Genomic DNA, 25325 nt, shown 5'->3' on the forward strand with positions numbered 1-25325 from the left:
TGGTGCTGCTCCAGAGATGAGGAGGCCGGGCCCGCACCGGGGGTGAGGCGGGCCCGGCCGGTCAGTGGGTGGTGATCCAGACGACGGCGAAGACCCCGGCTGCGAGGCACGCGACGATGCCGAGGAACTCCCAGGGGCTGCCCCTCACGCGAGCACCGCACCGATCACGGCGGCCACGGCGAGGACGCACAGCAGGAACATCGCCCCGCACCCGGTCTGCGGCTCGTGGTCATAGCTGACGCGTTCTTGGATCTCGCGCTGGGAGCGGCCGCGGTCCGAGTTCCGGGGTCGGTTCCAGGTGCCGCCGAAGGTGTCCGGCATCAGGTGGCCGCCTGCTCGTTGCCGTGCGCGCGGGCCTCGGCGAGCTGGTCGCGGGCGGCGGCCTGCTGCGCGGGGTTCTGCGCCGTGGCGTAGTCGGCGGCGGCCTCCTGGTGGAGCGCGGCGACGCGTGCGGCTTCATCGGGCGGGGACTGATCGGTACCGTTGGGCATGCCTGCCTCTTCGTGGAGTTGAAGGTGGGCGCCCCCGGCCCATATGGCGTTCCAGCGCCGGGCCGGGGGCTTTGTGCATCAGCCGTGCCGGGCTGCTTTCACGAATGTATGGGACCCCATACACTCGTGGCAAGCGGCCCGCCCAATCGAGATGAGGCCGGGTGTGACCGAGGAGGCTCAGCGGGTGATCGAAGCCATGAACGCGGTGGAGGCGATTGCCGATCCGGAGGTGCGCGCCAGGGCTATCGGCGAGGTGCTCGCGGATCAGGCGGCGAGGGCGCAGCGTTGGCGGGAGGATCGGCGGGCGGTTGTACTGGAGATGCGGGCGCAGGAGCCGCCGGTGTCGTATCGGAAGATCGCGGCCACGCTCGGGGTGTCGCTGCGGACGGTGCAGGACATCGAGGTCGGCTATTCGGGGTCGGGAAAGAATCGGCCGCGCAAGGAGGAGTCTTAGCGGTGGATGATCTCGTGCGGTGGCTCGGTGCTCAGCTCGACGAAGACGAGCGGATCGCGCGGGCGACCCTGTGGGACGACGACGCCGCTCTTGGTAGCGGCCGCTGGAGGTCCTACGATCGCGGGCCTGGCTTCGTGCATCGTGAGGCACGCTGGGTCGTCATCGACGGGGCTGACGAAGGCGTCGTGGACTACCGGCCGCAGGCAGCGGACGACGAGGCCGTGGCACGGCACATCGCCGAGCATGATCCGGCGCGGGTGCTGCGTGAGATCGACGCCAAGCGGGAGATCCTCGCGACCGTTCAGCTGCATCTCGATGCAGCGACGTCCACCGACTCCATGCTGAGCGGCCCGGCGAAGATGGGGCTCGTCGCGCTGCGACCGGTGGTGAAGGCGCTCGCTTCCCCGTACACGGAACGGCCCGGCTTCCTCGATGAGTGGCGCCCCTAGGACTGTCGCAGTTGAGCCCCCGCCCCGGCTGGGTGCGGGGGCTTCGTCGTGCCCGCCGCGCCCCGTCGTGGGGCGCGGCTTAAGATCCGGTTCGTGGCGATCGAACTTCCGGATGACCTGACCAAGCTTCAGCGCGCGGCCGACGACGAGGGCAAGAAGCTGGAGCACCTCGACGGCGACGAGCTCACGGCACAGCGCGAGCTCTGGTTCGACAAGGTGGCCGAGGCTCAGGCCGCGGTCACTGCGCACGCCAAGGACAACGGCCTCAGTCGGTTCGACGTCGAGAAGCAGCTCCGGCAGATCACCCGGCACCCCCCGAAGCCGGAGTAGGCCACTCGCGGAGCGGCCACTCCCGCCCGTCGTCCCACTCGGTGAGGAGCAGCCGCGCACTCGCGTGCTCCTCGTGCTGCGCCCGGAGCCCGTCGAACTTTCGGTCGGCCGTATCCGGGTCGTCCCACCAGCCGTCCAGGATCCGCGCGCCGTCGCGGTCGAAGGCGACGTGGTAGCGGCCGGGCGGGGTGTAGGTCACAGGTCGCCGCCGCAGTGCGGGCACATGCGTCGGCGCCTCCAGCCGCGCGTGCGGATGTCGATGCCGCGCTCGCGCATCTTCTTGAGTTGGAGGCTGATCGTCGAGGGGGTGACGCCGACGGCGTCGGCCAGCTCGCGCACGCTCGGCTCGCCTTCGAGCTTGAGGAGCAGCTCGCGGTACGCCTGCTCGATGCCGGCCTGTCGCATGTCGGCGGGCTGCGAGTGGATGGTGCGGGACATGGTCACCCCCGGAGGCTTGGCGATCACTTCCCTTCAACTAGAGCACGTGTTCGATTTATTCGGCAACGAAGCGTGCGACCTGCGAGCCTCGCCCGGCAGGTGCACCCTGGAGGTATGGCGAGCGCCCCGATAGTCGTGCACCCGCCGCTCGGCACGGGCGGCCGGCGCCTCGTCGCGCGCGGGCAGATCCTCGGCCTCGCACACTCCGATCACGACGTCGTGGAGTTCCTGCGCCGGGCCGGGCTGGAAGGCGCCGAGGAGCTGCTCGATGATCCGTCGTGGGTGAAGTGGCGGGGCGGGCGCGCGCACCACTACGAGGCGGCATAACCCGAGGAGGAGCCATGGCTTACGAGTTCGACGAGAAGCCACCTCGCTGCCAGCTCTGTGGGCGCCCCAAGGTCGAGGTCTCGCGCCGCACGGATCCGGACGTGCCGGATGTCGAGCAGGACTGGGTGTGTCCGGTCCATCGCGGACGTGCGGACGAGCCTCCCTCAGGGGAGTGACGGCACCCTCGCCGCGAGGTTCCCGAGCAGGTAGCGCGCGAGCTCGACGTCAGGCTCGTGCCCGTCGCGGATGTCGGCGAGGAGCCCCATCAGCTCGTGTGCGTCATCGAGGCTGAGCACAGGGAGCAGCGGGGCGGGCGGCGGGGGCACGAAGGTCACGTCGTCGAGGTCCACGACTGGATAACGCGCCCCACTAGCCGGCAGTCACTCGATGCCTACTCTGCCGTGGCGGAGATCATCCCGGCGTAGTCGTAGATGATCTCCTGGTCCTGCGCCACGAGGGCCGACTCACGGATGCCATAGAGCGCGAGCTGAGTCGGGTCCGGGTCGTACTCGACAAGGATCAAACGGTCGACCTTGTCGGACTTCGGCCACGGCCAGTCAAGGCCGTCGAACGGGCCACCGTAGAAGTAGATGCGGCGGGACTTGAACATCGAATACCACCTTCGTGTTATCCAGGCCCCGCGCCTAACTCCTAAGGTACAGGCCGACACTGACGCATGCTCCGGCGTCGTCAAGCGGCGACGAGTCCGCCCTCTGTCCAGATCCGTCCGCAGCCTTCGCAGTGCGCGACCGGGGCCCGGCCCTCGCCGCCGTGCATCGTGATCTCCCCACCGCACGCGCACCGTTGGGCGATCGTCCGCTGCTGCGCCGCGATGTCGAGGGCGCGCTCGACGCGCTCGGCGGCGCCGGCCGCAACCATGCCGATGCGCTTCGCGTGCTGCTCGTTGATCGGCTGGCACGGGCCGGGCCGGTATTCGACGCGGGCGCACAGCCACAGGGCGGCGCGTACGGCGTCGCGGCGGCCGGTGTGCCGCCACCTGCGCGGGTCGGCCAGATCAGCGCGGGCGAGGACGGCTTGACGCTGCCGGTCGCGGTGGGCGATGTCGGCCTCGCGCTGGCTGGCGTAGGTGGCGTGGCGTGCGGTCGGCATGGCCATCGGCGTGCGCTGTACCTGCCGTGCAATGTCGTCGGCGCAGGCGGTGAGCGCGGCCTCGACGGCGCGCATGGTGTCGAGGATGTGCAACCGGATCGGGGTGGGGCGGTCGCCGAGCTGGAGCGGGTCGCGCTCGAGGGAGCGGAGGTGCGCGGCCTGGTGGCGCTCGTACTCGAGCTGCTCGGCGTCGGCGTCGTCGAGGCGGGCGAGGTAGCCGCGGAGGCCGAGGCCGAAGGCGCCCAACTGGGTTGGGGCTCCGGCGGCTTCGCGGAGGTCCGTCCAGTGCAGCGCGACGGTACGGAGGTTGGTGGCGGTGGGGTTCATCGAGTGCTCCTGTGGTGCGTGGGGCAGGTACGGTGAGGCCACCGGTGGGGGCGTGCCTGGTCTGGGGAGATCGTGGGCGCGCCCCTTCGTGCTGTGTCAGCGGATGCTGCCGTCCTGCCGCTGGTAGCTGTGGCGTGAGGCAAGCGGCAGGGTCTTCCAGGTGGGCAGGCACTTCGGGCAGGCATCGGAACCCTGTGTGGAGGGCTTGCCGGTCTTCGTGACCATGGGCGGGAAGCGCCAACCGGCGGCGTAGGCGGCTGCCCGCGCTTCGGTGCTGCTCCGGAACGACTCGCCGTCGTTGAACGGCTTGCCACATCCGTCGCAGTGGAGGATCACGCTGGAGATAGACAGAGTGGCCACGGCTACTGCTCCTTCGGCGTGATCGTCTGTGCGTCGAGCCACGCCTCGACGTCGTTCCACCGGGCCCGAAGGTGACGCCCGACCTTGATGAGCTTCGGGCCGCCGCCACGGCTGGACCACTGGTAGACCGTGCCGAGGGGGACGCCGCAGTACTCGGCGATCTCCTCGGCCGTGGCCAATGGGCGTCGTGCGGTGTTCTCGGTCATCGGTTCCTCGCGATCTCGCAGCGCCCGGTCTCGGTGTGCATCTCGCCGCACTCGGGCCCGCAGCGCCGCATCAGCTCGGCCGTGTAGGCAGCGATGCCGATGTACTTCTCCTCGGTGGTGTGGCCGTCCCACTGCGCGCGCGGGTCGTCGGCCTCGACGTACTCGACGGCGGCGAACAGGTAGGCGTCGCGCGGCGCAATGTGCCAACTCGCCTGCCGACCGCCGATGGTGAGGTAGGCGATCTGCCATCCCGGCTCGTCGACGTCGGGCGCGGGCGCGATGACGGCGCCGGGTGTCATGGCGGCGAGGAGCGCGACGAGATGCGCGCGCTCCCGGTACGCGGCGCTGAGCTGTTCGTTCTCGGCCTCGATGCGCTCGGTCTCGGCGTCGTACTGCTTCAGTGCCTCGTCGCCGGGGCTGCGCAACTCCGTCGACGACACGAGGGCGGAGCGGATGGCGTCCATGGCCGCGTCCCAGCCTCGTTCCCACTGGGGGTCGAGGTGCTCGTCGGGCGGTCCTTGCTCGATGACGGCGATGACGCGGTGGACCTCGGCCTCGGACATGCGGGCGATCGCGGCCGTGGTGCGTGCGGCGGGGAGGACGACGCCGAGGACGGCGGTGGTGATCTCGGCGAGGAGCGCCTCGTGTTCGTCGGTCCGGTTGTGCTCCGGGTACTCGTCGAGGATGGGCTCGATGGCTGCGCGGAGTTGGGCGTGGAGCGCGGGCGTGGTCTGGGCTGCTTCGGCGCGTTCGACGCGCGCGTACAGGGCGTCGAGTTGGTCGCTGGTCATCTCGTCCAGAGGGATGCGGTTGGTCATGCGGCGCTGCTCCTCGTCGTGCGGGACGGGCAGGTCGGTTCGTGTTGCGCGCCGCGGCTGACGAACGCGTCGACGCAGCACGTGGCGTACAGCTCGCTGGTCGGGCGGCGCAGGCAACTCGGGTTGTGGGCTTGCCCGTCGGAGTGCTCCGCAAGGTGGCAGCACGCTGTGGACGACTCGATCGCTGTGAGGGTGCGGCCGAGGGCCTGGAGTTGGATGCGGCCGTGTCGGGCGTAGTCGCGGGATGCGCACCAGGCGAGGACGCCGGCCACGTAGACGACGCCGACGGCGAACCAGTACGAGCCGGTGGCGACGAGGTAGGCGGCGGTGCCGCTGCTGAGGGTGGCGGCCGCGGTGAGCCATCGGGCGGTGCGGAGGGCGGGTGTCATAGGTAGCTCCCGGTGAGGTGGAGGTCGGTGATGTGGGCGCCGGCGGGGATGCGTTGGCCGCGGAGGTCGGCGGGGAGGCCCGGCTCGTCGAGGGCGGGCTCGTCGTCGTCCTCGTCGGCTTCGTCGAGGGCGAGCTGTTCGGCGGTCACGGTGCGCGCCTTCCGGGTAGGCCGCCGCCTCGGGCGTGAGGCGGCGGGACGGGGTCAGCTGTGGGCGATGGCGGACGGCTCGGCGGGGTCGATGAGGTCCGCTATCCAGTCGGCGACGGCGGTGGCCGGCATGGTCGAGCCGCGGAGGTGGTCGCGGTTGGCGCGGATCGTCTCGGCGAGGTGGTGGGTGTACGCGTGGAGGGCTTCGTTCATCTGCTGCTCGCTGGTGTCCTCGCGGCGCATGAGGAGTAGCGCTTCGCGGGGGCCGACGCCGAGTTCGCGCGGGCAGCATCGGCGATCGCTGAGGTGGACGTTGTGGTCGGCGAACGCGGAGACGATGGCGGGGTCGTCGAGGAAGTCCTCCAGCGACTCGTCTTCGGTGTCCCAGTCGCCGTCTTGGAGTTCGCGGATGAGGTCGCCGAGGACTTTGCGCTTGGTGTCGTCGTCGGCGCCGGTCTCGACGAGTGCCTTGGCGACGGGGTCGAAGATGCGGTTCGCGCTGTTCCATCCCATGTCAGTGGGCCTTCCGGTTGGTGGTGTGGTGGTGGAGGGTGCGCCCTGCCCACCGGATGGTGAGCAGGAGCGCGGAGACGAACGGGCCGAGCACGAGGCCGACCGCGAGCGCGGTGATCACGGTTCGGCCAGGGCGAGTTGGCCGGCGTCCTCGATGGCGCGGCGGCGGGTGGCTGCGGCGGTGGCGCGGTGGTGCGCGGCGTCGTAGCGGAGGTGACAGCGTTGACAAGCGGCGAACAGGTTGACGTCGTCAACATGCTCCGGGATGTGGTCGCGGTGGGCGGTGGTGAGTACGACCGTGGAGCCGGTGACGGGGTGCGCCTGGCCGTTCTCGGCGGTGCATCGGCCGTTGTGGTTGTCGCCGCATTCGCCGCGGCATTCGCAGCGTCCGGCGGCGCGGATGGTGCGGATGCGGAGGCTGATCTCCCGCCAGTTGGCTGGGTAGCGGTCGCGGTTCTCGGGGCGGATCGGCATCACGCGGCCTCCTCGTACTCGACAGCGCGGGCCGTGCGGGCTCGGCCGCGGAGGTGGGCGGCGAGTGCCAGGCCGCCGAGGAGGAGCGCGGTCGCGGCGCCGGCCGTGGCGCCGACGGTGAGGACGGCGCGGCCGATGAGGGTGGTGCCGAGGTCGGCGAGGTCGTGGACGATCACGGCTGCTGCTCCTCGTCGGCCATGCGGCGGAGGCGCTCCGCGACGGCGCGGGCTCCGGCTGCTGCTTTCTGTCCCACGTCGTCGTACAGGCGGGAGGCTTCGTTCATCGCGATGTCCGCGGCGTCGCGGTACGCGGTGGCTCGGGTCTCCGTGGTGCCGCGCAGCTCGAACTCAGCGGGTGTAGACGGAGCTCCGGCGGGGAGGACGTGCTTCCCGCAGTACACGGCGACGGCGAGGGTGAGTTCGGAGACCAGGTTGTCGGCGCCACCGGGACCGAGGCGGACGGGCACGGTGCGCAGCTTGTCGGCGATGACGGCGGCGAGCGGGCCGAGTTCGGCGAGGCGCTCGGCGTCGGTGCGCGGCTTGTCGCGGCCGGGGCACTGGAAGGGGCGGTTGTAGACCTCGAACACGTGGGCGTCGTGCTCGTCGGTCCGGCGGCAAGGGCTGGGCGACGGGGCGGGGTCGTGGGACTCGTCGGTCATGCAGGCGATACACGGGGTCGTGCACCCGCCGGCCGGGTTGGTGGTCATGGTGGCTCCGGGGTGTCGTGTGGTGGACTGGCGGTACCGGCCGCCCGCAACTCGACTGCGGGCGGCCGGTGCTGCGTCAGAGGGCTTCGGCGATGGCCTGCGCGAGGCCGGTGACGAGGCCGTTCTTCATCTCGTCGCTCATGTGCGGTTCGAACGCGAAGTGGATGCGGGCGATCGGCATGTGGTCGCCGTCGAGCGTGAGCTGGTGCTCGGTGGACGGGACGAGGTTGTCGGCGCCGAGGTCGATGGCCCAACGGGACGTGTCGGCCGCGTCGTTGATCAGGTCGTGGATCTTGCGGTGCGCCTGGTCGAACTGGTCCTCGTCGAGCAGCTCGTCCCAGTGCGGACCCTCCGCCCCGTCGGCCTCGGCCGGCGGTATCAGGCCGGGGATCTCCGAGCCCTGCATTCGTTCGCTGACGCCGAGGAAGTCCGGGTCGTCGGTGAGCGTGGAGTGCTGGTATGCGGCCTCGTCGTGGAGGTCGTCGTCGGTGTACGGGAGTTCGGTCATGGTGATCTCCGTTGCTGGGGCGTTGGGTTGGGCGGGGTCTCGCGCGCGGGCCGGGTGTAACCGAATGCGCGCGGGGTCAGGCGGCGTCGTGGGGTTCGTGGGTTTGGGGTGGGTGGCTGCCGGTGTCGGGGTCGCAGGCGAGGTGTGTGGTGTAGCCGCGGTCGAGGCGGTAGCCGTGGAGGGGGTGTTCGCAGACGGTGCAGAGGGGGTCGTCTGTGGCTTGTGGGGTGGCCGTCCCTTCCCCTTCCCCCACCTTCGGTGGGGGGGAAGTGGGGGAACCTGGGTCGGGGGAACGTTCCCGTGAGGTTCCCGGGGAATGTTTGACCTGCGGGTTTTCGGATCCCGTGGGGGTTCCCGGGGAAGGTTCCCGGGGAACGTCTTCGGGGAAGGTCTCGGGGAACCTGTCGGGGGAACCCAAGTTGTCCCGGTTTTTCCGTTCCCGGACGGCGGCTTCGATCTTGTTCTTGGCGATCTTGATTCCGGCGTTCGCGAGGGCCGCCTTCGTGCGCGGGTTGCCCGCATCGTTCGGGAGGCCGAGGTCGTCGAGCTTGCGGACCAGCCACCCCACGGAGCCCTCCTCGACGCGCTCGGTGGGGGTGTCGTAGGTCATCAGGACGTGCCGGGTGGCGCCGGGCACGTAGGCGTCGCCGTCCTTGCGGTACTGGCGGAGCATGACGAACGAGTCCGGGCCGATCCCGGTACGCGTGTAGGTGCGCTTGAGGACGACGGTGCCGCCGCCTTGGGCCCGCAACTCCCATACGTGGTCGACGTCTTGGTTCTTGGCGGAGGAGCCGCGGGCGCCGCGCTCGCTGTCCTTGCCGAGGTGGTCGAGGCGCACGCTGGAGATGCCGGCGCGCTTGAGGGGGAGGAGGGTGTGGCGGTAGAGGGCGAGCCAGGTGTCGGCGTCGTTCTCGGGGCCGGAGATGAAGCGGGAGACGGTGTCGAGGCAGACGAGTTGGGCTTCGCACTCGGCGACCATGGCGAGGAGGTCGGCGCCACCTCCGGCGGTGTCGAGGGGGCGGACGGGCGGGAACGAGGCGTACGTCATGAGGCCCATGCGGCCGGGCCCGCCGCCGTAGGACAGGAGGCGTCCTTGAACGTCCTGGTGGCCGTTCTCGGCGTCGACGTACAGGAGCGGCACGGGCGGGCGCGCCCGGTCGTCGAGGAAGGACTGGCCGGTGGCCATGCGCCACAACCACTCCTGCGTGAAGAGGGACTTGCCGGCCTTGCCGTCGCCGACGATGGTGATCTGCTGGCCGGGTGCCATGAGTCCGCCGAGGAGGAGTTCGACGTTCCCGAAGTCGGTGGCGAAGAACGGGTCCCAGTCGATGAACGAGCCGGTGAGGTGGGTGGGGCCGTGGGCGGTGTGGCGGCGCTGCTCCTGCTCGCGGTGCTTGTCGGCGAGCCGGTCGAGTTCGTCGACGGTGGCACCGGACAGGATCTTCGCTTTGAGCTCGTTGGCGTGCTCGTCCCACCGTCGGAGCTCGGCACGTTCGGCGATCTGCTCGGCGAACGAGGCAGCCATGCCCGCACTGATCGTCTCGGCTCCGAGCCGGTCGACGAGGTTGCCGCCCTCGACCTCGTGGAGCCGCTTGAGGCGGGCGATCTCCGCTTTAACGGTGACCGGGTGGAGCTGCTTGCCCTCGGCGACCATGCCGCCGACGACGTCCCAGATGAGGCGGATCGCGGGGCTGTAGATGTCCTTGCGGTCGAGGACTTCGGCGCACTCCAGGTAGGCGACGCGGTCGTGCATGACGATGCCGGCCACGTAGGCCTCGGCTTCCGCATCGTGTGGTGATGTGCGGTTGGGGCCGTCGTGGTCCGCCGTGTCGCGCTGGAAGGGGCGGACGTTGCTCACGGGCGGGCTCCTCAGAACAGGGTGTCGGGCGCAGGCGGTGCGGGTGCTGGCCGGACGGGTGGGGCCGTGCAGCGGTGTTCGGTGACGTGGGGGTGGGGGCAGTTCTTGGGGTGCCAGGGGGTGAGCCAGCGAAGTTCTCGAGCGCCGGTCCTCGAGGAGTGCAGGCACCAGATGAGCCGATTGGGCTCTCGAGCGGCGGCCTGCTGCTCGAGCGTGAGGGGCTCGAGGTCGGCGGTGATCTCGAGTGCTGCTCGAGCGCCGACGAGTTGGCGGTGGATAGGGGCCCGGCACGCGGGGCAGCGCTTGGGGGAAGTGGTGCCACCCCGCGGCCGGACCCCGGTCATCAGGCGGGCGTCCCGTTCATCACGGGCTGCTCGATCTGCTCGCCGATCACGGTGACAACGTCCGTGAACGCGGTGCGCATGACGTCGCCGGGCCGCTCCAGCTTGTAGCCGATGCGGAGGCCGCTGTCGGTGATGCGGTAGCGGAGGCGGGCGGTGAGCCGGTAGCCCTCGCTGCCCTCGAACGGCACGAGGCCGATCGTGAACTGCTCGGGGATGGTGAGCTGGCCCTTCTGTCCAGCCTTCGCGTTCACGGTCTCGACGTACTGCAACTGCCGTTGCCCGGTGGCGAGTCGAGTGCCGGACTGGAAGTCGACCTTGGTGGTCGCCTGGATCGACTGCGCGATCTCCAGCATGTCGGCCGAGGACGGGTCGAGGAGTTCGGGGAGGTGGTCCTCGAGGAACTCGGCGAACACGTCCTGCGCGAGGAGCTGGCCGTCGTTCAGGATCCACTGCGTCCACGCTTCGGTCTCGCGGAGCGTGAGGCGGAGCCGGTGGCCGGACCAGCGGGCGCCGTCGGCCTGGTGGGCGTCGAGGACGGCGGTGACGGTGAGCTTCTCGGCGTCGGCGTAGACCTCGCTGCTGTCGTCGGCGTGCTTGGTGAAGTACGCGTGGAACGAGGCGGTGTCGCGGACGGTGGTGGTGCCGTGCTTCCGCGGGGGCTGGCCGGTGTGCTCGGGGCCGGTGAGGTCGACCTTCTGCACGCCGCTCGCGGTGTGGAAGGCGTAGAACTTGCCGGGCTCCAGCTCGGCCGGGGCCACGGTGCGGATGGCCACGTCGGCGATGGTCTGGGCTTCGCCATTAGTGGAGGCGAGTTCGGTGTAGGTCACGGTGATCAGGCGTCCTTGAAGGTGGTGTTGGACGGGGCGGGGCGGAACTCGATGGACATCTGGCGGGGGTCCTCGCGGACGGGGTTGCCGTCGTCGTCGAGGAAGTAGAGGGACTTGACCGGGGTCGGCTTCGGGGCCTTGACGGCGGACTCGACGCCGATCGGGAGCGGCGCGGAGTCGACGCCGTTGGCCGGGGGTTCGACGACGAGGGTGATCCGCATCTCGCCCTTCTTGCCGTGGGACTTCACGGCGTCGAGCAGCTGGTGGAACTCGGCGGACAGCTCCTCGGCGGTGCGGCCGTTGAGGTGGCCGGCGAGGAACGCGGCGAGGTCGACGATCTCGGTGATCTCGCCGGTGGTCTTGTCGGTGGTGCTGGTCATGCGGCGTTCGCTCCTTGCTGGGGTGTGGTGGCGGTGCAGTGGGCTCGGTGGTCTGCGATGGGGTTGGCGCGGACGAAGTCGGTGACCTTCTCGCGGCCGGTGACGCGGCGGTGGAGGCCGCACGCGGTGCACAGGAGATCGGCGACCGGGGTTTGACCGCGCTCGGTGCGGCGGATCTGGAGCCCGCCGATCCAGGCGGTCATGCCGCGGCCTTGGTACTGCCGGTGGTACGGAGACGCCGGTCGGCGTCGTTGTTGGCCCGGTTGCAGGGCCCGCACGCCGGCTCGTTGCGCTTGCGGTGCTGGTAGTAGCCGGGGCGGGTCCCGCACCGGGCTTCCGAGTCGCGGATCGCGCCGTCCGTGAGGTGGCCGGCGGTGAAGCAGTCCTCGTCGCAGGAGCGGCGTACCGGGCCTTCGGGATCGCGGCCGTAGCCGACGGTGAATGCGGCCTGCGCCGCCGTGTACCGCTTGCCGCGAAACGAGATCATCTTCACGCCGGTCCAGCGGGTGTGGCCGTCGTCATCGACGGTTGTACGCAGCGCGACAGCCTCGGCGAGCGTGGCGGGCAGGGCCGGAGTGGCGGCCGGGGGCGGTGGCGGCGCGTTGATCGCACGCCGCTCCTCGGGGGTGAGGCCGCCGCGGAGGCCGTACTGGACTTCGTCGTTGCGGAGAGCGTCGTTCAGGCAGTCGTTGAGGACGGGGCAGTGGTGGCAGATGTCCTTGGCGGCGGCGATGAGTGCCTTGCTGTCCGGGAACATGGCGTCGGGGTCGGCGTCGGCGCAGGCGGATCGGGCGCGCCAGTCGTTGGTGCCTGCGGGCGAGGCGGTGAAGCGGCGGCTCATCCGACGGTCACCGCCTCGCGCTCCGGCCACGTGCACGCGGCCAGGGCCTGCCGGTTCAGCGCTGGCACCGTGGCGAGCGGGTCGCCGAGCCAGTCCCGGGCCATGGCGTACAGGACCAGGGCGTCGGCCTCGTCGTACCGGGCCCGGCCTTCAGTGCGGACGCCGAACAGCTCGGCCGCGGCGTCGCGCACGATGCCCTTCAACACGTCGCCGCTCGCACGCTTCCCGGTCGCCGGGTCCTTCGGCTGAGTGGTGCCGGTGACGTACTTGATGCGCTGGTCCGGAGGGACGACGGCGTACGGGATGTCGCGCTTCCACAGGTCGTGGCGGATCATCCACCGCATCGCGGAGAGTTGGTCCATGCCGGCGAAGCGGGCCTTCGAGAACGCGGCGCCCTCGATGACGGCGAAGTCGGCGTGGCGGTAGAACGAGGCGCAGCCGTCCTGCTGTTCAGCGAAGCGGCCGTGCAGGGTCTTGGCCTTGGCGCGGACGTGGTCGGTCCAGCCGTCGCCTGCGACGCCGGTGGTGCCGATGGCGACGTCGAGGGCGATGGTGAGGGGCCGGGGCCCGGCCGCCGTGGTGGCGGCCGGTGCCTCGGTGTCGAACAGGGTGGGTGCGGTCACTGTTCACCTGCTGTGGTCGTGCCACAGGTCCAGCACGTGCGGGACCCGTCGGTGTGCATGGCGTGGAAGGTGGTGCGCGAGCAGCACGGGCAGGGCGCGCACTCGTTGGCCTCGATGTCGCCGTCGGCGAGGAGCTGGTCGACGTCGGCGTCGTCCAGGAGCACGGGCCGCTGCTCGATCGGCGTCGGCCGGCCACCGTGGCGGTGGCGGCCGGGTCCGCGGACGAACGCGCGGACGGCGCGGGCTGCGGTGCGGGCGGTCACGAGGCACCGCCCGTGCGCTGCGCGGGGACCAGCGGCCAGGAGCCGTCGATCACCTTGTCCGGCGCCCCGCCCTGCTCTGCCGTGGCCTTCGTGCGGAACCACTCCTGCAACCCGGCCTGCTGCTCGGCGCGCCACCGCTGCTGTGCGGAGAAAAGTTCGGTCGGCCCCATGTGGCCGAGCCGCGCGAAGTGCGCGAACTGCGCCTCCGCGATCAGGAGCGCGGCGAGCGCGTCGGCCTCGGCCGTGTGCCAGTCCTTCAGCTCGACGCTGTACCGCTCGGCCGTGGGCTTCAGCTTCCGCATGCCGCTGCCCTTGACGTAGCGGTTCATCTGCTTGTCGATGACGTGCGGGTCGACGAGCGCGGGCACCCCGATGCCGGCCAACCGGTCGGCCATGGAGGGCAGTCCGTTGCGGGCGAGGTCGTAGGCGAGGACGGACCAGTCGAACGACAGGTTGAAGGCGACGACGGGCATCCCGTAACGCAGGCCCGCGGCGAGCCGCTCGGCGATGTCGTCGAGGGCTTCCTTCGGGTCGGCTCCCTCGGCGGCCTTGGCGTCGTTGATGCCGTGGATCTCGGCGGCCTCGGCGGGGATCGGGATGCCGGGGTTGATCAGCCAGGACATGACCGTGTCGTCGCGGCCGCCGCCGCGTACGACGAGGGCGGCGGTGACGATGCGGGCCTCGGTCGGGTCCGGGCCAGTGGTCTCGGTGTCGAAGCCGATCTTGCGGATGGAGGCGAACGTCATCGGACCTCACCCGCCTTGACCGTGGCGAGGTAGGTGTTCATCTGCGCGAGTGATCCGGACGACGGGTGGGTGCCGCCGTTGCGCTCGGCGAATCCGGCCTCGACCTGCTCGGTCGTGAGCCCGAACTGGCCTGCTGCGGCGATGATCTGGAACCAGACGCCTTGGACTTCCGCGGGGTCGTCGTAGACCACCTCGGCGTCGTACACGCCCTCGTCGTCCGGGGCATCGGCGACCGCCGGGCTCGACTCCGTGTTCGCCGGCGGGGTCGACGCGGCGGTCGGCTTGGCGAGTCCGATCGCCTTGAGCTTCTCCAGGTAGTCGAAGGGTGCGCCCTCGTTCTTCGCTGCCTGGAATACCGCGAGTGCCTCCTCCTGTGTCGCGGCCCCCTTCGCGGCGGCGAGGTAGTTCTTCGACGGGCCCGACGCTGCGGCCGGAGCCGACGCGATGGCTGCGCGCTCCGGGCCCTTCGCGACCTCGGTCTTGCCGCTCCCGATCTCCCCGCTCATCAGCGCGGCCGGGGTGATCTCCACGTCGAGCGTCGGGACCATGAACCGGGCGGGCTTGTCCTTGACGATGGCCGTCTTCTCTTCCATCCCGAGCCATCCGGCGACGTAGCCGCCGGCCTGTGCGAGCAGCTCGGCCGCGGGCGGCAGGGTGACGGCGGCGTGGTAGCCCTTGGAGACGAGGAGCCATTGGCCGAGTGCGGGGACGTCGCGGAGCATGACGTTGACGCGGGTGGTGATGGCGCAGTCCCGGTCGTCCGGGTTGCACATGCACGGTCGGTCGGACTTCTGCTCGGTGACGCCGTCGCATCGGCGCTTGCACTGCGATCCGGCGTACAGCTCGTACCACTGCGACACGGCGTCGCGCGGCGGGATCAGCACGGGGAGCCGGTTGACGGTGGAGTACACCTCGAACTCGGCCGGGCCACCGTTCGCCGGGGTCCACGGCTTGACCTCGCCGCCGTACAACTCGGCGACGCTGGCGAGGATTTCCCGCGAGGGGGAGGTGAAGCGGAACTTGTCGAGCTTGGCCGGGCGTGTGTACTCCTTGCCCTTGGCGGAGACGCCGGCGACGACGTGGCCGATGCGGATCTCGCCGAGCTGACGCATCCGCATTTGCAGATCGAGGATGGGCATCAGGCGGCCCTCTCTTCGGTGATGGTGGGGAGGGTGAGGGCGGGGCGGATGACCGTCTTGGACAGGCCGGACGTCCACTCGGAGTTGGCCTTGACGGTGAGGAACGCCTGGAAGACGTCGTCGTCCGCGACGGCGGGGATCAGCCGGTATCCCTCGGGCCGCAGGTGGAGGACGACGCCGGACCAGAACGTGTCGGGCATGGGCACGGTGGACCCGTCCCGCAGCCACGCGACCTTGGCCTTGCGGTAGGCGGCCATCTGCAACGAGGCCTCGGGGTACACGCCCTTGACGTCCAGCTCACCGCCGGTCTTGGTGTCGCCGCAGAACACAGAGTCCGCGGGCACGTCCGTGTTGAAGTACGCGGCGAGCGCGGCGGCGACGAGCGGGGAGCGGAGCAGGTAGTCGAGCGTTCCGGCGTAGCCCTGCTCCCGGTTGCCGACGACCATCTCGGAGGCCTCGAAGGTGACTTGCCAGTCCTCAACGAAGGTCAGGAAGTGGTCGAGGAACGGGGTGAGGTTCGGGTCGCCGAGCAGCTCGGCAGGCATCGGCGTGCCGAGGACGTGAGCTTCGATCAGCTTGTGGACTGCGGAGCCGACGTCCTTACGCTCGTCCTTCTTGCGGACGTGGGCACGGGCGAGCCAGTTGCGGGCCTCGGTCCGCTCGGCGGGCTGGAGGCTGCTGCTCACGAGATAGGGCAGGTGGTCCATCGCCGTGTCGGCGGTGATGTTCCCGGCCCAGAAGGTGAGGGCGTCGCCCTTGGAGCAGCCCTTTTCGAGGATGGTGGTGACGCGGCGGAGCTTGTCGCCGGTGACCTTGTCCCGGTACCAGCCTTGCGACGGTTGGGGGATGCGGTCGGCGCCGGTGGGTGCGGGGGCCTTGGCCTTGCGGCTTCGGCCGGCGGCCGGGGCCGAAGCCCCGGCCTGCGCGGTCGTCGTCATCAGGCGTCGCCGCCCTTCCGCGGCTTGACCCCGGCGACGCGGTACCACTCCTCGCAGTCGAGGGGCGGAAGTCCGCTGTCGCCGTGGCCGTCCATGGGCGCGCCCATGGCAGTTGCGGCGGCGAGGGCCAGAGTCGCGTGGACCTGCGCGGCCGCGAGGTTCTCGGGGCGGACGAAGCGAGTGCCCTCGGCCCCATCCACGGCGGCCTCGGCGACGAGGCGTTCGGCCTCGACGTAGTGCTCGGGCCCGGTCATGAGCGGCCGTCCTTTCCCGTGGTGCTGAGCGTGTAGAAGCGGCCGTCGTCGGGGCCGTGCGCGGAGGCGAGGCCGCGGTCGACGAGGGCACGGAGGAACTGGCTGGCGGTGTTGCGGCCGAGGCCCTTGAAGCCGGCGTCGCGGAGGACGCGGCGGACGTCGCCGGTGCGCCACTCGCCGCGCTTGGCCGTCATGGCGTCGTGCAGGGCGCGGAGGCGGTCGTCCTCGATGAACACGTGGGGAGTGGCCGTCGGCGCCGTGGCGCTGGCCTTCTCCCGGGCGTCGTAGGCCGCCTGCTCGTCGATCTCGTGCTCGACCAGGACGCGACGCAGCTCGTCCATGTCGCCGTGCTCCGCGATGGTGCGGATCACGCTCACCAGGCCGCGCAGCATGGCGAGTTCGCCGGGGTAGTTCTCGGTCTCGGCAGCGGTGCTCACGCAGCACCTCGCTGTCCCGGCACCGGACGCGGCGCCGCAATCCGAGCCAGCGACCCGGCAAGCCGAGCCACCTGCCCGCCGTACACCGGCAACTTGGCGTCGCCCGCGACCTCCTGGAGGAGCCGCTCGACTCGCTCGTCCCGCTCGTGAGCGGCGTGCGAGTCCGGGCCCTGCGCGCCGGCCGACCGCTCCAACTCGGCGATCTCGACCAGGTCGTCGAGGAGGCTCTCGCCGTCCTCGTCGGCCGCAGAGGCGAGGTTGAGTACGACGGCGCGGACGAACGCGGTGACGTCGAGTGTGGCGCCGGTCGGGGTGGCGTCGACGTAGATGCGGTAGGGCCCGTCAACGGGCATGCGGTCGTTGCTCATCGCGTGCCGTCCTTCGGCTTGTCGTTCATGGGGAAGTGGCGGTCGACGGACCAGCACACGAGGACACAGCCGAGGCCGAAGAGGGCCAGGTATCCGAGGGCGATCGGCCAGGTCAGCACGAGGCACCGCCCGTCTGAGCCAGCGCCGGAATCCCGCGCTCGGCACGGAACTCCGCGATCGCCGTGTAGCAGCACACCGGTTCGTCCTCGACGCTGTGCTCGTCCTGGTTCGTCGAGTCGTCGGCCGCTTCGTCGGCGGTGAGCACCTCCCACGTGAGGTGGCAGTGCGAGCACGTGTGCGTCTCGGTGCAGGTGACGGCTACCTCCCTGACGTGCGGGAGGTGCCGCAGCTCGGCCGCGATCTCGTCGCAACGGCGGCGGTAACTGGCGTCGGGGTCGCGGCTCACGAGGCGGTCGCCCACGGACGCGAAGCCGAAGTCCCCGAGGCGGCGGGGCAGTACGGCGACGGTGATCGGTCCGGTCGGCGCGAGGTACTCGGTGAGGTCGTCGACGCCGGTGAGGCCAAGGTCGGTGGGCTTCTGGGGATTGAGAGTGACCATCACGCGCCACTCGTCGCGGTGGGTCTCCTTCACGCGGACACCGCCGAGTCGTCGGCCACGGCCGGCCGCTCGTCGCCCAGCACGTACACGCGGACTCGTCCTTCGTCGACCTGCGCCTCGAACTCGATGTGGTCGCGCTCCGGCTCGCAGCACCCCAACTCCACCTCGGCCGGGGACACATTGAGCGCGATGCGCCACGCCTCCAGGTGGTGCCACTTCTGCGCCTGAACAGTGATCTGCTCGGGGCGGGTGTAGGAGAGCGTGATGTGCGCGGCAGGCAGGTTCGGGTGCAGCTCGATGATCCGGTCCAACGCGGCCAGCGCCACGCGCTGCTCGGACAGCGGAACTCGCTCCCACCGGCTAACGAAGGGGGCGGTGACCGTGGTCGCGGTAGTCTCAGTGGCCATCGGGGCCTCTCTTTCTCTGTGTGTAGGGGCGCCGTAGTCGGGGGTCGCTCAGGCCGGCAAGCGGAGCGGCCCTTCGGCGCGTTGTGGGGAAGTTCAGGAAGTGCGGACGGCGGTGCCGCGCCGAGGCAGCGGCCGAAGCTGCGCCATCGGGTGCGGGCCATCCGGCTTGGGAGCCGAGACGATCGCCAGCGGGCCGGCCGTCGGCTCGTGGTGGTGCAGCGCGTCGATCCGCTCCAGGTCCTCCGCCGTGAACGTCACGACTCGGCCCTTTTTGCTGTGCGGCAGCGCCTTGATGTGCCGGCGCAGCCAGGTTTCGGAGACGCGGAGTTCGGCCGCGGCTTCGGCGTAGGTGAAGCGGCGAGTCACGCGACGGCCAGTTGTTGGGGCGCGGGCTCGGGGGTGCGGATGGTGCGGCTCTTGGGCGCCCACAGGCAGAGCAGTTCGATTCCGATCTCGCGGCAGATGGCGCGGGCGACGGTCTCGGGTGCCGAGCGGGTGGTGCCGGTGAGCAGGGCGTTAACGGTGGCCCGCGGCACGCCTATTGCGGCGGCGAGTTCGCGGCCGCTGACGTCGGCGCCGGTCCACGTGCGCTCCATGAGAAGGCGGAGCAGGTCGGGGCGGACGAGTTCGTAGCGGGGTTCGGGCGCCACGATCTACCTCCTTGGACAGTGTGGCCAGTTTTCTGGACACCCAGAGCATGGCAGGAACCTGGACGCTGTGTCCAGATAACTGGACGGCGAGTTTCGGGGAATTTTGGTCAAGCTGCGGGGTGGGGTGGCGTTCGATGGCCAAGAACCTGGACACTGTGTCGGTCGAGATGGCTAGAAAAGTGCGCCGACCAGTGCATATGCCAGAGGCGACGCAGTTGTCACGTGGACACCACCCCCCACACGGCCCACGCGGAGACGAGGATGATGGCAGCGGAGGAAACGACGAGACGGACGGACCTGTCCGATCTTGTGCGCGATCAGATGAAGGAGCGCGGCCTCGGCTACCGCACCCTCGCCGAGGCGGCGGTCGATCCGGAGCGTCCGGGGCAGGGGCCGCTCTACACGAAGAGCACCATCGAGAACCTGATCAAGAACCGGGGCGTGAAGGCGCCGACCGAGGGCCAGCTCCGTGCGCTCGCCGCTGCGCTCCATCTCCCGGTGAGTGCCTTGCAGCGTGCGGCCAGCGCCCAGTTCTTCGGGCACGTCTCCGAGCGATGGGATGTCGAAGGGAAGCGGCGACTGTTCCTGGCTCGGGTCGAGGAGATCGACGAGGAGGAGCTCGACGAGCTCGATGAGCTGGCCCAGATCTTCCTCCGGCGGCGCACCCGACGCTCGGTCGAGTGAATGTACTAAATAGTTAATAGTACTTTCAGTTACACCTTGAGTCCCTCTAGTCACAACCTGATCGGTATGGCACAGTCGGTGATCCGCCTGGGGGGCGTGATGGATCACTTGTAACCTGCATGTTCGAATCAAGTTCGAATGCAGGGGCGTGCCATGCGAAGGGGCTCGACAATGGCAGACGAAGGTGCAGCGCGCGCGACGGAAGAAGAACCCCAGGCGGAGTTCGACATGGAGTTCGTGCCCCACCTGCCCGACGGGCGAGCGATCGTGCCCGCGGAGAGAGAAGGCAGGTTCGTCTTCCTCGTCGCGACCGGCGCCATGACCCGGCAGTGCTTCGACGAAATGCTCCACCACCTCCAGGCCATCGTCGGCAGCGGCCGATGGCGGCAGAACTGGGAACCCGCCCGACCTGCCGAGGTCGAACCCCCTGCCACGGTCGCCGAGTTCGGCATGGAGATCCGCCCCAATCTCCCCGACGGCGCGGCGATCCTCCCCGACGAGCAGCCCGGTCGCTTCGTGTGGCTCGTCGCGGCCGGCGCCATGACGCGTCAGTGCTTCGACGAGATGCGCGGCTACCTGCTCCACATCGTCGGCAGCGGCGAGTGGACGCAGGACTGGAGCGGCGGCCCCTCGCCGCAGCCGGGCCGCTGATCACGCGGAGCGGACGGCCTGTAGCCCTTCGCGGGGTGCCACCACGCGCATCGCGTTGGTAACTGCGGCGCTGATCTCGTCGTCCAGGTTGTTCAGCAGGTGCCCGTACCGGTCGATCGTCGTCGTGATCGACTCATGCCCCAACCGGGCCTGGATCGCTGCGGGGTTGATGTTCTGTTCGATCAGCCACGCCACGTGGGTGTGCCGTAGATCGTGGATCCTCGGCTTCTTGCCGAGTCCCTTCGCGATGGCCTCGGCGAGCGCCCGCTCCCACTTGCGGTGGTAGAAGTTGCTGTGCCGCCACGCCTTGCCCTGCCCGCCCCGAAAGATCCAGTCCTCCGGGCGGCGGCCGGCCGTCAGGCGGCGCAGCATCGCCAGCTGGTCGGGGTTCAGCTTCACCAGGCGCCGGGCCTTCTTCGTCTTGGGCGGCCCGATCTTGAACGTGTTGTCCTCCTGCCGCTTCCATGCCCGCTGCACGTTGGCCTTGCCCGTGGTCCAGTTGATGTCGCGGGTCTGGAGGGCGGTGGCCTCGCCCCATCGCATGCCGGTGCCGACGAGGAAGTCGGCGAGGTCTGCGGCCGCGGGGTCGAGGGTGCGCAGTTCGAGGCTGATGCGCGCGTACTCCTCGTGTTCGAGGAACACCATCTCCTCGTCGGTGCCCTCGTCCTGGCGGGGGAGGCCGGTCTTCTTGCAGGGGTTCGATTCGCGGAGCGCGGGCTCTGACTCGATCGCGGTCTGAAAGATCACGTACAGCAGGCCGTGCCGGTTGGCGACGCTCTTGGCGCTGGCCTTGATCCGGAGCACCTTCTCGGGATCATCCGGGGCCGTGATCGCGTGCCGCTGCCGGCCGACCCAGACGTTCACGTCGGCCTGCGTGATGTTGCAGATGGTCGGCGGGAGCTCCGTGCCGTCTGGCTCGGTGTGGACGAGGCCGCCGAGGCGGTGCTCGGCGCCCGCCTGGTCGACGTATGGCACGCCGAGGAAGTGCTTCTCGATGTCCCGCTTGTAGTCGCGCTTGGTGCGGGCGTCCACGGTGTTCAGTCCGTCGACGTAGCGGTGGGCGTAGTCGCCGAAGGGGTGGTCGTCGGGGTGCTGCTCGGGTTCGACGAATCCGTGGCCCTTGATCCAGCCGTACGGCCACTGGTTGCCGTGCGCCTCGACGAGCTGCTTGAACTGGTCGGCCTGCTCGGCGCCGGTGTCGCCGCCGAAGTTCTCGGTCTGCCAGGCGCCGCCTGAGCGCCACTTCACCTGGTACGTGACTTCGCCCGACTTCTTGGGGCGTTCAACGATGCTCGCCATGACCGGGACGATAGGCGCGCGGGGCGGCCTTGGGGAGGGGGTCGTGTTCCCGTGGTGTTCCCACGGGTGCGGGCATGAAGAAGGCCCGGCCTGCTTTCGCAGGTCGGGCCTTGATCATTCAGGGTGAGTGACGGGACTTGAACCCGCGGCCACCTGGACCACAACCAGGTGCTCTACCAACTGAGCTACACCCACCATGTCCGGTCGTTTGTCTTTCTTCCGACCGGCCGAGAAAAAGTGTACAGGGTCCGAAGGGGTGCTCGCGCACACCTTTTCCCGGGTGGGTCCGGACCCCGTACACAGGGGCTTACGAGGGATTATTCCGCAGGCAGGACGTACTTCGCCGCGATCGACTTCGCGGTGTCCGAGTCCGGCCCGGGCTGCGGGACGAAGACCGCCTCGCGGTAGTAGCGCAGCTCGGCGATGGACTCGCGGATGTCGGCGAGCGCCCGGTGGTTGCCGTTCTTGTCCGGACTGTTGAAGTACGCCCTCGGGTACCAGCGCCTGGCGAGCTCCTTGACCGAGGACACATCGACGATCCGGTAGTGGAGGTAGTCCTCCAGCGTCGGCATGTCACGCAGCAGGAATCCTCGGTCGGTACCGACCGAGTTCCCGCAGAGCGGGGCCTTGCCCGCGTCCTTGACGTGCTCACGCACGTACGCCAGGACCTGTTCCTCGGCGTCCGCGAGCGTCGTGCCGCCCGCCAGCTCGTCGAGGAGACCCGAGGCGGTGTGCATGTTGCGCACCACCTCGGGCATCGTCTCCAGGGCCTCGTCCGGCGGGCGGATCACGATGTCCACACCGTCGCCGAGTACGTTCAGCTCCGAGTCGGTGACCAGTGCGGCCACCTCGATGAGCGCGTCGTTCGCCAGCGAGAGTCCGGTCATCTCGCAGTCGATCCACACCATGCGATCGTTCATGCGCCCAACCCTACGGGTCCGACCTTCCCACTGGCAGACGACGGGCATCAGCTCCTGTGCTCGGTGCTGTCCTGCGGGCCTACGAAGCCGTGCGCGGGCCGGGCAGACCCGAGTGGCCCATCGGCATCGAAGCCGCGTGCGGGCCGAGTGCGCTCGCGGCCGCCGTGCGCCGGGACTGCGCGGGGACCGGAGTCCCCTCGGCGCCCGGCACACCCGCGAGCTCGACCGTCCTGTCGGGCTTCTCCGGCTTCCCGTGACTCTCGCTCGGCTGTGGCCTGCGCGCCCGGTAGGCAGCCCGGTACGCGGCCGGGGACGAGCCCAGCTGGCGCCGGAAGTGCCCGCGCAGCGCGACGGGGGAGCGGAAGCCGCAGCGGCCCGCCACCTCGTCGACCGAGTAGTCGGACGTCTCCAGGAGCCGCTGGGCCTGCAGCACCCGCTGCGTGATCAGCCACTGCAGCGGGGCGGACCCCGTCAGTGACCGGAAGCGGCGGTCGAAGGTGCGGCGGCTCATATAGGCGCGGGCGGCGAGCGTCTCCACGTCGAACTGCTCGTGGAGGTGCTCCAGGGCCCAGGCGACGACCTCGGCCAGCGGGTCCGCGCCGATCTCCTCGGGTAAAGACCTGTCGAGGTAGCGCTCCTGGCCGCCGCTGCGGCGCGGTGGGACCACCAGGCGGCGGGCGAGTGCTCCGGCCGCCTCGTTGCCGTGGTCCGTGCGCACGATGTGCAGACACAGATCTATACCGGCCGCGGTGCCGGCGCTCGTCAGTACGTCGCCGTCGTCCACGAAGAGCTCGCGCGGGTCCACATGGACCGACGGATAGCGCTTGGCGAGCGTCGGCGCGTACATCCAATGCGTGGTCGCCGGACGGCCGTCCAGCAGGCCTGCCGCGGCGAGCACGAAGGCTCCCGTGCACAGGCCGACGATGCGCGCGCCCTCCTCGTGGGCGCGACGCAAGGCGTCCAACGCCTCCTCCGGTGGCGGAGAAGTGATGGACCGCCAGGCGGGCACGACCACCGTGCCCGCTCGCGATATCGCCTCGAGTCCGTGCGGCGCCGTGAGTTCGAGTCCCCCCGTGGTCCTCAGGGGTCCCTCTTCGCCGGAGCACACGAGCAATCGATAGCGCGGAACTCCCGCGTCCTGTCGGTCGATGCCGAACACGGAGAGTGGAATGGAACTCTCGAAGATGGGTCCGCCGCTGAACAGAAGCACCGCGACGATCTCTCGTCGACGGCGCCCCGACAGCTTGCGAGCCGCCGCCTCCGGCGCGGTGGTGGCGTCGTGGCTCATGCTGCTAAGCCCCCCTCGGTGATCCCGGCTCCCTCAATATTTTGACGGGTCGTTCGCTCCTGCACGTTTCCCCTCGGTGATGCACGAAGTCCCCCGCCGCCTTCAGATCAGACAGTCAAGATCGAATCTACTGCGTCCCATGGTGCCGTCGTGACCAGTTAAGAACCTGACAGATTGTCGACAAGGCAACTTGGCGTGAAGCATTCGATCACGAAGCGTTGCACTCAAGGGCGTTGCTGGGAAGTGGGCCTCAACTCCGTGGCCGGTCCCCGTAGGGTGGAAGCGCTTTTTATCGCTGTTTCTGCCCTGGTGGAACGGGGGTTGGAGGAGGCGAAACGCAAGGGGTGGCCCGCTGGCCCAAGTTGGCTGAAAATTATCGGAGCGCCGCGTTGAAACCGGTCAGCCAACGGGCGTATCCCGCTCGGTCCGGCGCTCGCCGTCCCGCGCGTCCGACCCGCTCCCGCCGTGCCGACCACGATGCGCCCGGCATTGTTCACTGTGCAACTGTGCAGCCCCGCGCTCCGACTGTCGAAGGAGCAACCGGCACGCCGTGGTGATCGCCGCGAGCCCCAGGGCGGCGCCGGCGGCGCCCGCGCCGGAGGAGCCGTACCAGACGAGTACGAGCGGCGGCACCAGGACGCAGCTGAACGCGGCCCAGCGCGCGGGCAGGGGTGCGTCGGGATGGGCCGCGGCGCTGGTTCGCTGGGCGATGGTCGGTCCGGGCACTGAGCGCTCCCCTGTGTCTTTCGGTACGCGAGTTCAACGCCGCCGACCGGCCCGGGTCACTTCGTCGTGGGACGACAGACGCCCAGTTGGGCGCGCAATCCGCCTGTACGGGGCAGCAACCATTGCCATACGGCCGACCCTCGTGCATGCTCCCCTGAACGCGGCGGAGCGGGGCCATCGGTGAACGAAGGTGCGGCTCTGGGCCCGGAGAGCAGAGTCTGGGCAGAGGAGGAGTGTCGCCGTACCCTTGGGGGTATGGGGTTGGGAAGATGATTCCCGGACACAGCTCCGCCGATCAGTTGTCGTCCCCTCATTAGAGGCCCACGAGGTACACGCCGAGACACTCATGGCCGGTCACGAAATCCCTGAACCCGCGGACCGCAAGCGGCAGGTCGCCGATCCCACGGCGACGCCCCGAGCGGCGGAAGAGACACGTCAAGCCTGTGATCCCGCGTTCAAGCACGGGGTCGTCGTCGGCTTCGACGGCTCCACATCGAGCGAGCGGGCACTCGCGTACGCGATCGGCATGGCCCACCGTTCGGGCTCGGGGCTGGTCATCGTCCATGTGGCCAACCGGCTGCCCACCACGGTGTGGGCGGGCTGTGAGCCGCCGGTGTTCGTGGACGTGCCGGACCACCGGACGGAGGTCCTCGGGCTCGAGCTCGCCTGTGCGGAGTATCTGTCCGAGGTGCCCTGGATCCTCGTCGAGCGCGGTGGCGACATCTGCCACGAGCTGGAGGAGGTCGGGCACGAGTACTCGGCCGACGCGATCGTCGTGGGTTCGACCCACGGGCTCGTCGGGCGGATCTTCGGCTCGGTCGCCGGGCGGCTTGCGCGGCGCGCGCAGCGGCCGGTCATTGTGATCCCTTAAGTCCCTGTGGGGAAGCGGGAGTTGGCCCGGTAGTTGAATTTGCGCCGTTGGATAAATCTACTCCCGCGTAGAGGTGCTTTGTGCCCTTGTGAAGGGTAAATACGGGTCGCTGGAAGAACGTGGGCGGGCCGGAGGCCGGCGGGTGACGGCCGCCGGTCGACGGCCAAGGGTCGGGGCAATGGGCGGCTCCGGCCCTCACGAAA

The 25325-nt window shown here is 69.9% G+C and carries 47 protein-coding genes and 1 tRNA gene; 8 read left to right on the forward strand and 40 right to left on the reverse strand.

All coding sequences use genetic code 11. From position 1 onward, the window contains the following. Window positions 1-144 precede the first annotated feature (144 nt). The gene (locus OG746_RS26775) at window positions 145-321 is read right to left on the reverse strand and encodes a hypothetical protein (protein WP_266710548.1); all 177 of its coding nucleotides are present in this window, start codon (window positions 319-321) and stop codon (window positions 145-147) included. Beyond that, window positions 321-491 carry a hypothetical protein gene (locus tag OG746_RS26780; protein ID WP_266710546.1) on the reverse strand — a complete coding sequence of 57 codons (171 nt, stop codon included), beginning with the start codon at window positions 489-491 and terminating at the stop codon, window positions 321-323. The genes OG746_RS26775 and OG746_RS26780 overlap by 1 nt, the downstream gene beginning before the upstream one ends. A 163-nt stretch (window positions 492-654) precedes the next feature. Between OG746_RS26780 and OG746_RS26785 the strand changes: the two genes are divergently transcribed. The 3 genes from OG746_RS26785 to OG746_RS26795 all read left to right on the forward strand — a co-directional run bounded on the left by OG746_RS26785 (window position 655) and on the right by OG746_RS26795 (window position 1724). Continuing rightward, window positions 655-945, forward strand: a complete 291-nt coding sequence (locus OG746_RS26785) for a helix-turn-helix domain-containing protein (RefSeq protein ID WP_266710544.1) — start codon at window positions 655-657, stop codon at window positions 943-945. A 2-nt stretch (window positions 946-947) separates the two neighbouring features. Continuing rightward, complete coding sequence (locus OG746_RS26790) at window positions 948-1394, forward strand: DUF6221 family protein (protein WP_266710542.1); 447 nt, start codon at window positions 948-950, stop codon at window positions 1392-1394. A 93-nt stretch (window positions 1395-1487) separates the two neighbouring features. Beyond that, window positions 1488-1724 carry a hypothetical protein gene (locus OG746_RS26795; protein ID WP_323179529.1) on the forward strand — a complete coding sequence of 79 codons (237 nt, stop codon included), beginning with the start codon at window positions 1488-1490 and terminating at the stop codon, window positions 1722-1724. Here OG746_RS26795 and OG746_RS26800 read toward each other — a convergent pair. Both OG746_RS26800 and OG746_RS26805 read right to left on the reverse strand, forming a co-directional pair. After that, the gene (locus OG746_RS26800) at window positions 1696-1923 is read right to left on the reverse strand and encodes a hypothetical protein (protein WP_266710540.1); all 228 of its coding nucleotides are present in this window, start codon (window positions 1921-1923) and stop codon (window positions 1696-1698) included. The genes OG746_RS26795 and OG746_RS26800 overlap by 29 nt on opposite strands. Beyond that, complete coding sequence (locus OG746_RS26805) at window positions 1920-2162, reverse strand: ArsR family transcriptional regulator (RefSeq protein ID WP_266710539.1); 243 nt, start codon at window positions 2160-2162, stop codon at window positions 1920-1922. Before OG746_RS26805 ends, OG746_RS26800 begins: the two co-directional genes overlap by 4 nt. Window positions 2163-2276: 114 nt before the next feature. Here OG746_RS26805 and OG746_RS26810 point away from each other — a divergent pair, with 114 nt between their 5' ends. Together OG746_RS26810 and OG746_RS26815 are read left to right on the forward strand one after the other, a co-directional pair. Then, on the forward strand, window positions 2277-2489 hold the full coding sequence (locus OG746_RS26810; protein WP_266710537.1) for a hypothetical protein: 213 nt from the start codon (window positions 2277-2279) through the stop codon (window positions 2487-2489). 14 nt (window positions 2490-2503) lie between these two features. Next, on the forward strand, window positions 2504-2665 hold the full coding sequence (locus tag OG746_RS26815; protein WP_266710535.1) for a hypothetical protein: 162 nt from the start codon (window positions 2504-2506) through the stop codon (window positions 2663-2665). Here the strand turns inward: OG746_RS26815 and OG746_RS26820 are convergent. The 31 genes from OG746_RS26820 to OG746_RS26970 all read right to left on the reverse strand — a co-directional run bounded on the left by OG746_RS26820 (window position 2654) and on the right by OG746_RS26970 (window position 18683). Beyond that, window positions 2654-2839: a hypothetical protein gene (locus OG746_RS26820; protein ID WP_266710533.1), complete on the reverse strand. Its 186-nt coding sequence runs from the start codon at window positions 2837-2839 to the stop codon at window positions 2654-2656. The two genes, OG746_RS26815 and OG746_RS26820, sit on opposite strands and share 12 nt — an antisense overlap. Window positions 2840-2880: 41 nt before the next feature. Next, a complete protein-coding gene (locus OG746_RS26825) occupies window positions 2881-3099 on the reverse strand; it encodes a hypothetical protein (RefSeq protein ID WP_266710531.1) in 219 nt (72 codons plus the stop codon). Window positions 3100-3179: 80 nt separating this feature from the next. Beyond that, the gene (locus OG746_RS26830; RefSeq protein ID WP_266710529.1) at window positions 3180-3926 is read right to left on the reverse strand and encodes a hypothetical protein; all 747 of its coding nucleotides are present in this window, start codon (window positions 3924-3926) and stop codon (window positions 3180-3182) included. Window positions 3927-4022: 96 nt separating this feature from the next. Beyond that, window positions 4023-4286, reverse strand: a complete 264-nt coding sequence (locus OG746_RS26835; protein ID WP_266710527.1) for a hypothetical protein — start codon at window positions 4284-4286, stop codon at window positions 4023-4025. Window positions 4287-4288: 2 nt separating this feature from the next. Beyond that, window positions 4289-4492, reverse strand: coding sequence for a helix-turn-helix transcriptional regulator (locus OG746_RS26840; RefSeq protein ID WP_266710525.1), 204 nt, complete (start codon window positions 4490-4492; stop codon window positions 4289-4291). Further along, window positions 4489-5310 carry a WDGH domain-containing protein gene (locus OG746_RS26845; RefSeq protein ID WP_266710523.1) on the reverse strand — a complete coding sequence of 274 codons (822 nt, stop codon included), beginning with the start codon at window positions 5308-5310 and terminating at the stop codon, window positions 4489-4491. Before OG746_RS26845 ends, OG746_RS26840 begins: the two co-directional genes overlap by 4 nt. Beyond that, complete coding sequence (locus OG746_RS26850; RefSeq protein ID WP_266710521.1) at window positions 5307-5699, reverse strand: hypothetical protein; 393 nt, start codon at window positions 5697-5699, stop codon at window positions 5307-5309. Before OG746_RS26850 ends, OG746_RS26845 begins: the two co-directional genes overlap by 4 nt. After that, window positions 5696-5848, reverse strand: a complete 153-nt coding sequence (locus OG746_RS26855) for a hypothetical protein (RefSeq protein ID WP_266710520.1) — start codon at window positions 5846-5848, stop codon at window positions 5696-5698. The genes OG746_RS26850 and OG746_RS26855 overlap by 4 nt, the downstream gene beginning before the upstream one ends. A 54-nt stretch (window positions 5849-5902) precedes the next feature. Further along, window positions 5903-6361: a hypothetical protein gene (locus OG746_RS26860; protein ID WP_266710519.1), complete on the reverse strand. Its 459-nt coding sequence runs from the start codon at window positions 6359-6361 to the stop codon at window positions 5903-5905. 117 nt (window positions 6362-6478) lie between these two features. Beyond that, the gene (locus OG746_RS26865) at window positions 6479-6835 is read right to left on the reverse strand and encodes a hypothetical protein (protein WP_266710517.1); all 357 of its coding nucleotides are present in this window, start codon (window positions 6833-6835) and stop codon (window positions 6479-6481) included. Continuing rightward, window positions 6835-7011: a hypothetical protein gene (locus OG746_RS26870; protein WP_266710515.1), complete on the reverse strand. Its 177-nt coding sequence runs from the start codon at window positions 7009-7011 to the stop codon at window positions 6835-6837. Before OG746_RS26870 ends, OG746_RS26865 begins: the two co-directional genes overlap by 1 nt. Continuing rightward, window positions 7008-7541: a hypothetical protein gene (locus tag OG746_RS26875; RefSeq protein ID WP_266710513.1), complete on the reverse strand. Its 534-nt coding sequence runs from the start codon at window positions 7539-7541 to the stop codon at window positions 7008-7010. Before OG746_RS26875 ends, OG746_RS26870 begins: the two co-directional genes overlap by 4 nt. A 76-nt stretch (window positions 7542-7617) precedes the next feature. Then, a complete protein-coding gene (locus OG746_RS26880; protein ID WP_266710511.1) occupies window positions 7618-8049 on the reverse strand; it encodes a hypothetical protein in 432 nt (143 codons plus the stop codon). Between the two features lie 76 nt (window positions 8050-8125). Continuing rightward, window positions 8126-9907 (reverse strand): AAA family ATPase, encoded by a 1782-nt coding sequence (locus OG746_RS26885; RefSeq protein ID WP_266710509.1) that lies wholly within the window; start codon window positions 9905-9907, stop codon window positions 8126-8128. 343 nt (window positions 9908-10250) lie between these two features. Beyond that, complete coding sequence (locus tag OG746_RS26890) at window positions 10251-11078, reverse strand: DUF2303 family protein (protein ID WP_266710507.1); 828 nt, start codon at window positions 11076-11078, stop codon at window positions 10251-10253. 5 nt (window positions 11079-11083) lie between these two features. After that, window positions 11084-11458 (reverse strand): YfdP family phage-associated protein, encoded by a 375-nt coding sequence (locus OG746_RS26895; protein WP_266710505.1) that lies wholly within the window; start codon window positions 11456-11458, stop codon window positions 11084-11086. Then, on the reverse strand, window positions 11455-11661 hold the full coding sequence (locus tag OG746_RS26900; protein ID WP_266710503.1) for a transcription factor WhiB: 207 nt from the start codon (window positions 11659-11661) through the stop codon (window positions 11455-11457). The genes OG746_RS26895 and OG746_RS26900 overlap by 4 nt, the downstream gene beginning before the upstream one ends. Then, the gene (locus OG746_RS26905; RefSeq protein ID WP_266710501.1) at window positions 11658-12299 is read right to left on the reverse strand and encodes a WhiB family transcriptional regulator; all 642 of its coding nucleotides are present in this window, start codon (window positions 12297-12299) and stop codon (window positions 11658-11660) included. The genes OG746_RS26900 and OG746_RS26905 overlap by 4 nt, the downstream gene beginning before the upstream one ends. Further along, the gene (locus OG746_RS26910) at window positions 12296-12922 is read right to left on the reverse strand and encodes a hypothetical protein (RefSeq protein ID WP_266710499.1); all 627 of its coding nucleotides are present in this window, start codon (window positions 12920-12922) and stop codon (window positions 12296-12298) included. The genes OG746_RS26905 and OG746_RS26910 overlap by 4 nt, the downstream gene beginning before the upstream one ends. Next, on the reverse strand, window positions 12919-13185 hold the full coding sequence (locus OG746_RS26915) for a hypothetical protein (RefSeq protein WP_266710497.1): 267 nt from the start codon (window positions 13183-13185) through the stop codon (window positions 12919-12921). The genes OG746_RS26910 and OG746_RS26915 overlap by 4 nt, the downstream gene beginning before the upstream one ends. After that, on the reverse strand, window positions 13182-13931 hold the full coding sequence (locus OG746_RS26920) for an exonuclease domain-containing protein (RefSeq protein WP_266710495.1): 750 nt from the start codon (window positions 13929-13931) through the stop codon (window positions 13182-13184). Before OG746_RS26920 ends, OG746_RS26915 begins: the two co-directional genes overlap by 4 nt. Beyond that, entirely contained in the window at window positions 13928-15070 is a 1143-nt protein-coding gene (locus OG746_RS26925; RefSeq protein ID WP_266710493.1) for a recombination directionality factor, read from the reverse strand. The genes OG746_RS26920 and OG746_RS26925 overlap by 4 nt, the downstream gene beginning before the upstream one ends. Then, entirely contained in the window at window positions 15070-16008 is a 939-nt protein-coding gene (locus OG746_RS26930; RefSeq protein ID WP_266710491.1) for a hypothetical protein, read from the reverse strand. Before OG746_RS26930 ends, OG746_RS26925 begins: the two co-directional genes overlap by 1 nt. Continuing rightward, window positions 16008-16262, reverse strand: a complete 255-nt coding sequence (locus OG746_RS26935; protein ID WP_266710489.1) for a hypothetical protein — start codon at window positions 16260-16262, stop codon at window positions 16008-16010. Before OG746_RS26935 ends, OG746_RS26930 begins: the two co-directional genes overlap by 1 nt. After that, complete coding sequence (locus OG746_RS26940) at window positions 16259-16699, reverse strand: hypothetical protein (protein ID WP_266710487.1); 441 nt, start codon at window positions 16697-16699, stop codon at window positions 16259-16261. The genes OG746_RS26935 and OG746_RS26940 overlap by 4 nt, the downstream gene beginning before the upstream one ends. Further along, on the reverse strand, window positions 16696-17067 hold the full coding sequence (locus tag OG746_RS26945; RefSeq protein WP_266710485.1) for a hypothetical protein: 372 nt from the start codon (window positions 17065-17067) through the stop codon (window positions 16696-16698). The genes OG746_RS26940 and OG746_RS26945 overlap by 4 nt, the downstream gene beginning before the upstream one ends. Beyond that, the gene (locus OG746_RS26950) at window positions 17064-17186 is read right to left on the reverse strand and encodes a hypothetical protein (protein WP_266710483.1); all 123 of its coding nucleotides are present in this window, start codon (window positions 17184-17186) and stop codon (window positions 17064-17066) included. The genes OG746_RS26945 and OG746_RS26950 overlap by 4 nt, the downstream gene beginning before the upstream one ends. Then, window positions 17180-17659, reverse strand: a complete 480-nt coding sequence (locus OG746_RS26955; RefSeq protein WP_266710482.1) for a hypothetical protein — start codon at window positions 17657-17659, stop codon at window positions 17180-17182. Before OG746_RS26955 ends, OG746_RS26950 begins: the two co-directional genes overlap by 7 nt. Continuing rightward, window positions 17656-18033 (reverse strand): hypothetical protein, encoded by a 378-nt coding sequence (locus OG746_RS26960; RefSeq protein WP_266710480.1) that lies wholly within the window; start codon window positions 18031-18033, stop codon window positions 17656-17658. The genes OG746_RS26955 and OG746_RS26960 overlap by 4 nt, the downstream gene beginning before the upstream one ends. Window positions 18034-18126: 93 nt before the next feature. Then, the gene (locus OG746_RS26965) at window positions 18127-18399 is read right to left on the reverse strand and encodes a helix-turn-helix domain-containing protein (protein ID WP_266710478.1); all 273 of its coding nucleotides are present in this window, start codon (window positions 18397-18399) and stop codon (window positions 18127-18129) included. Beyond that, complete coding sequence (locus OG746_RS26970) at window positions 18396-18683, reverse strand: helix-turn-helix domain-containing protein (RefSeq protein WP_266710476.1); 288 nt, start codon at window positions 18681-18683, stop codon at window positions 18396-18398. The genes OG746_RS26965 and OG746_RS26970 overlap by 4 nt, the downstream gene beginning before the upstream one ends. A 222-nt stretch (window positions 18684-18905) precedes the next feature. Between OG746_RS26970 and OG746_RS26975 the strand changes: the two genes are divergently transcribed. Both OG746_RS26975 and OG746_RS26980 read left to right on the forward strand, forming a co-directional pair. Beyond that, window positions 18906-19367 carry an XRE family transcriptional regulator gene (locus OG746_RS26975; protein WP_266710474.1) on the forward strand — a complete coding sequence of 154 codons (462 nt, stop codon included), beginning with the start codon at window positions 18906-18908 and terminating at the stop codon, window positions 19365-19367. Between the two features lie 171 nt (window positions 19368-19538). After that, window positions 19539-20018: a hypothetical protein gene (locus tag OG746_RS26980; protein WP_266710472.1), complete on the forward strand. Its 480-nt coding sequence runs from the start codon at window positions 19539-19541 to the stop codon at window positions 20016-20018. Here the strand turns inward: OG746_RS26980 and OG746_RS26985 are convergent, their stop codons facing one another. The 5 genes from OG746_RS26985 to OG746_RS27005 all read right to left on the reverse strand — a co-directional run bounded on the left by OG746_RS26985 (window position 20019) and on the right by OG746_RS27005 (window position 24251). After that, complete coding sequence (locus OG746_RS26985; protein WP_266710470.1) at window positions 20019-21317, reverse strand: tyrosine-type recombinase/integrase; 1299 nt, start codon at window positions 21315-21317, stop codon at window positions 20019-20021. It abuts the gene before it with no gap. A 122-nt stretch (window positions 21318-21439) separates the two neighbouring features. Then, window positions 21440-21512 (reverse strand) — tRNA-His (locus tag OG746_RS26990). Between the two features lie 122 nt (window positions 21513-21634). After that, window positions 21635-22237, reverse strand: a complete 603-nt coding sequence (gene orn, locus OG746_RS26995) for an oligoribonuclease (RefSeq protein ID WP_266719301.1) — start codon at window positions 22235-22237, stop codon at window positions 21635-21637. Between the two features lie 79 nt (window positions 22238-22316). Further along, window positions 22317-23525: a GlxA family transcriptional regulator gene (locus tag OG746_RS27000; RefSeq protein WP_266719303.1), complete on the reverse strand. Its 1209-nt coding sequence runs from the start codon at window positions 23523-23525 to the stop codon at window positions 22317-22319. 399 nt (window positions 23526-23924) lie between these two features. After that, a complete protein-coding gene (locus tag OG746_RS27005) occupies window positions 23925-24251 on the reverse strand; it encodes a hypothetical protein (protein WP_443063089.1) in 327 nt (108 codons plus the stop codon). 346 nt (window positions 24252-24597) lie between these two features. Between OG746_RS27005 and OG746_RS27010 the strand changes: the two genes are divergently transcribed. Continuing rightward, window positions 24598-25122, forward strand: coding sequence for a universal stress protein (locus OG746_RS27010; RefSeq protein WP_266719304.1), 525 nt, complete (start codon window positions 24598-24600; stop codon window positions 25120-25122). The last annotated feature ends 203 nt before the right edge of the window (window positions 25123-25325 follow it).

The organism is Streptomyces sp. NBC_01016 (assembly GCF_026341035.1).
Taxonomy (GTDB): Bacteria; Actinomycetota; Actinomycetes; order Streptomycetales; family Streptomycetaceae; genus Streptomyces.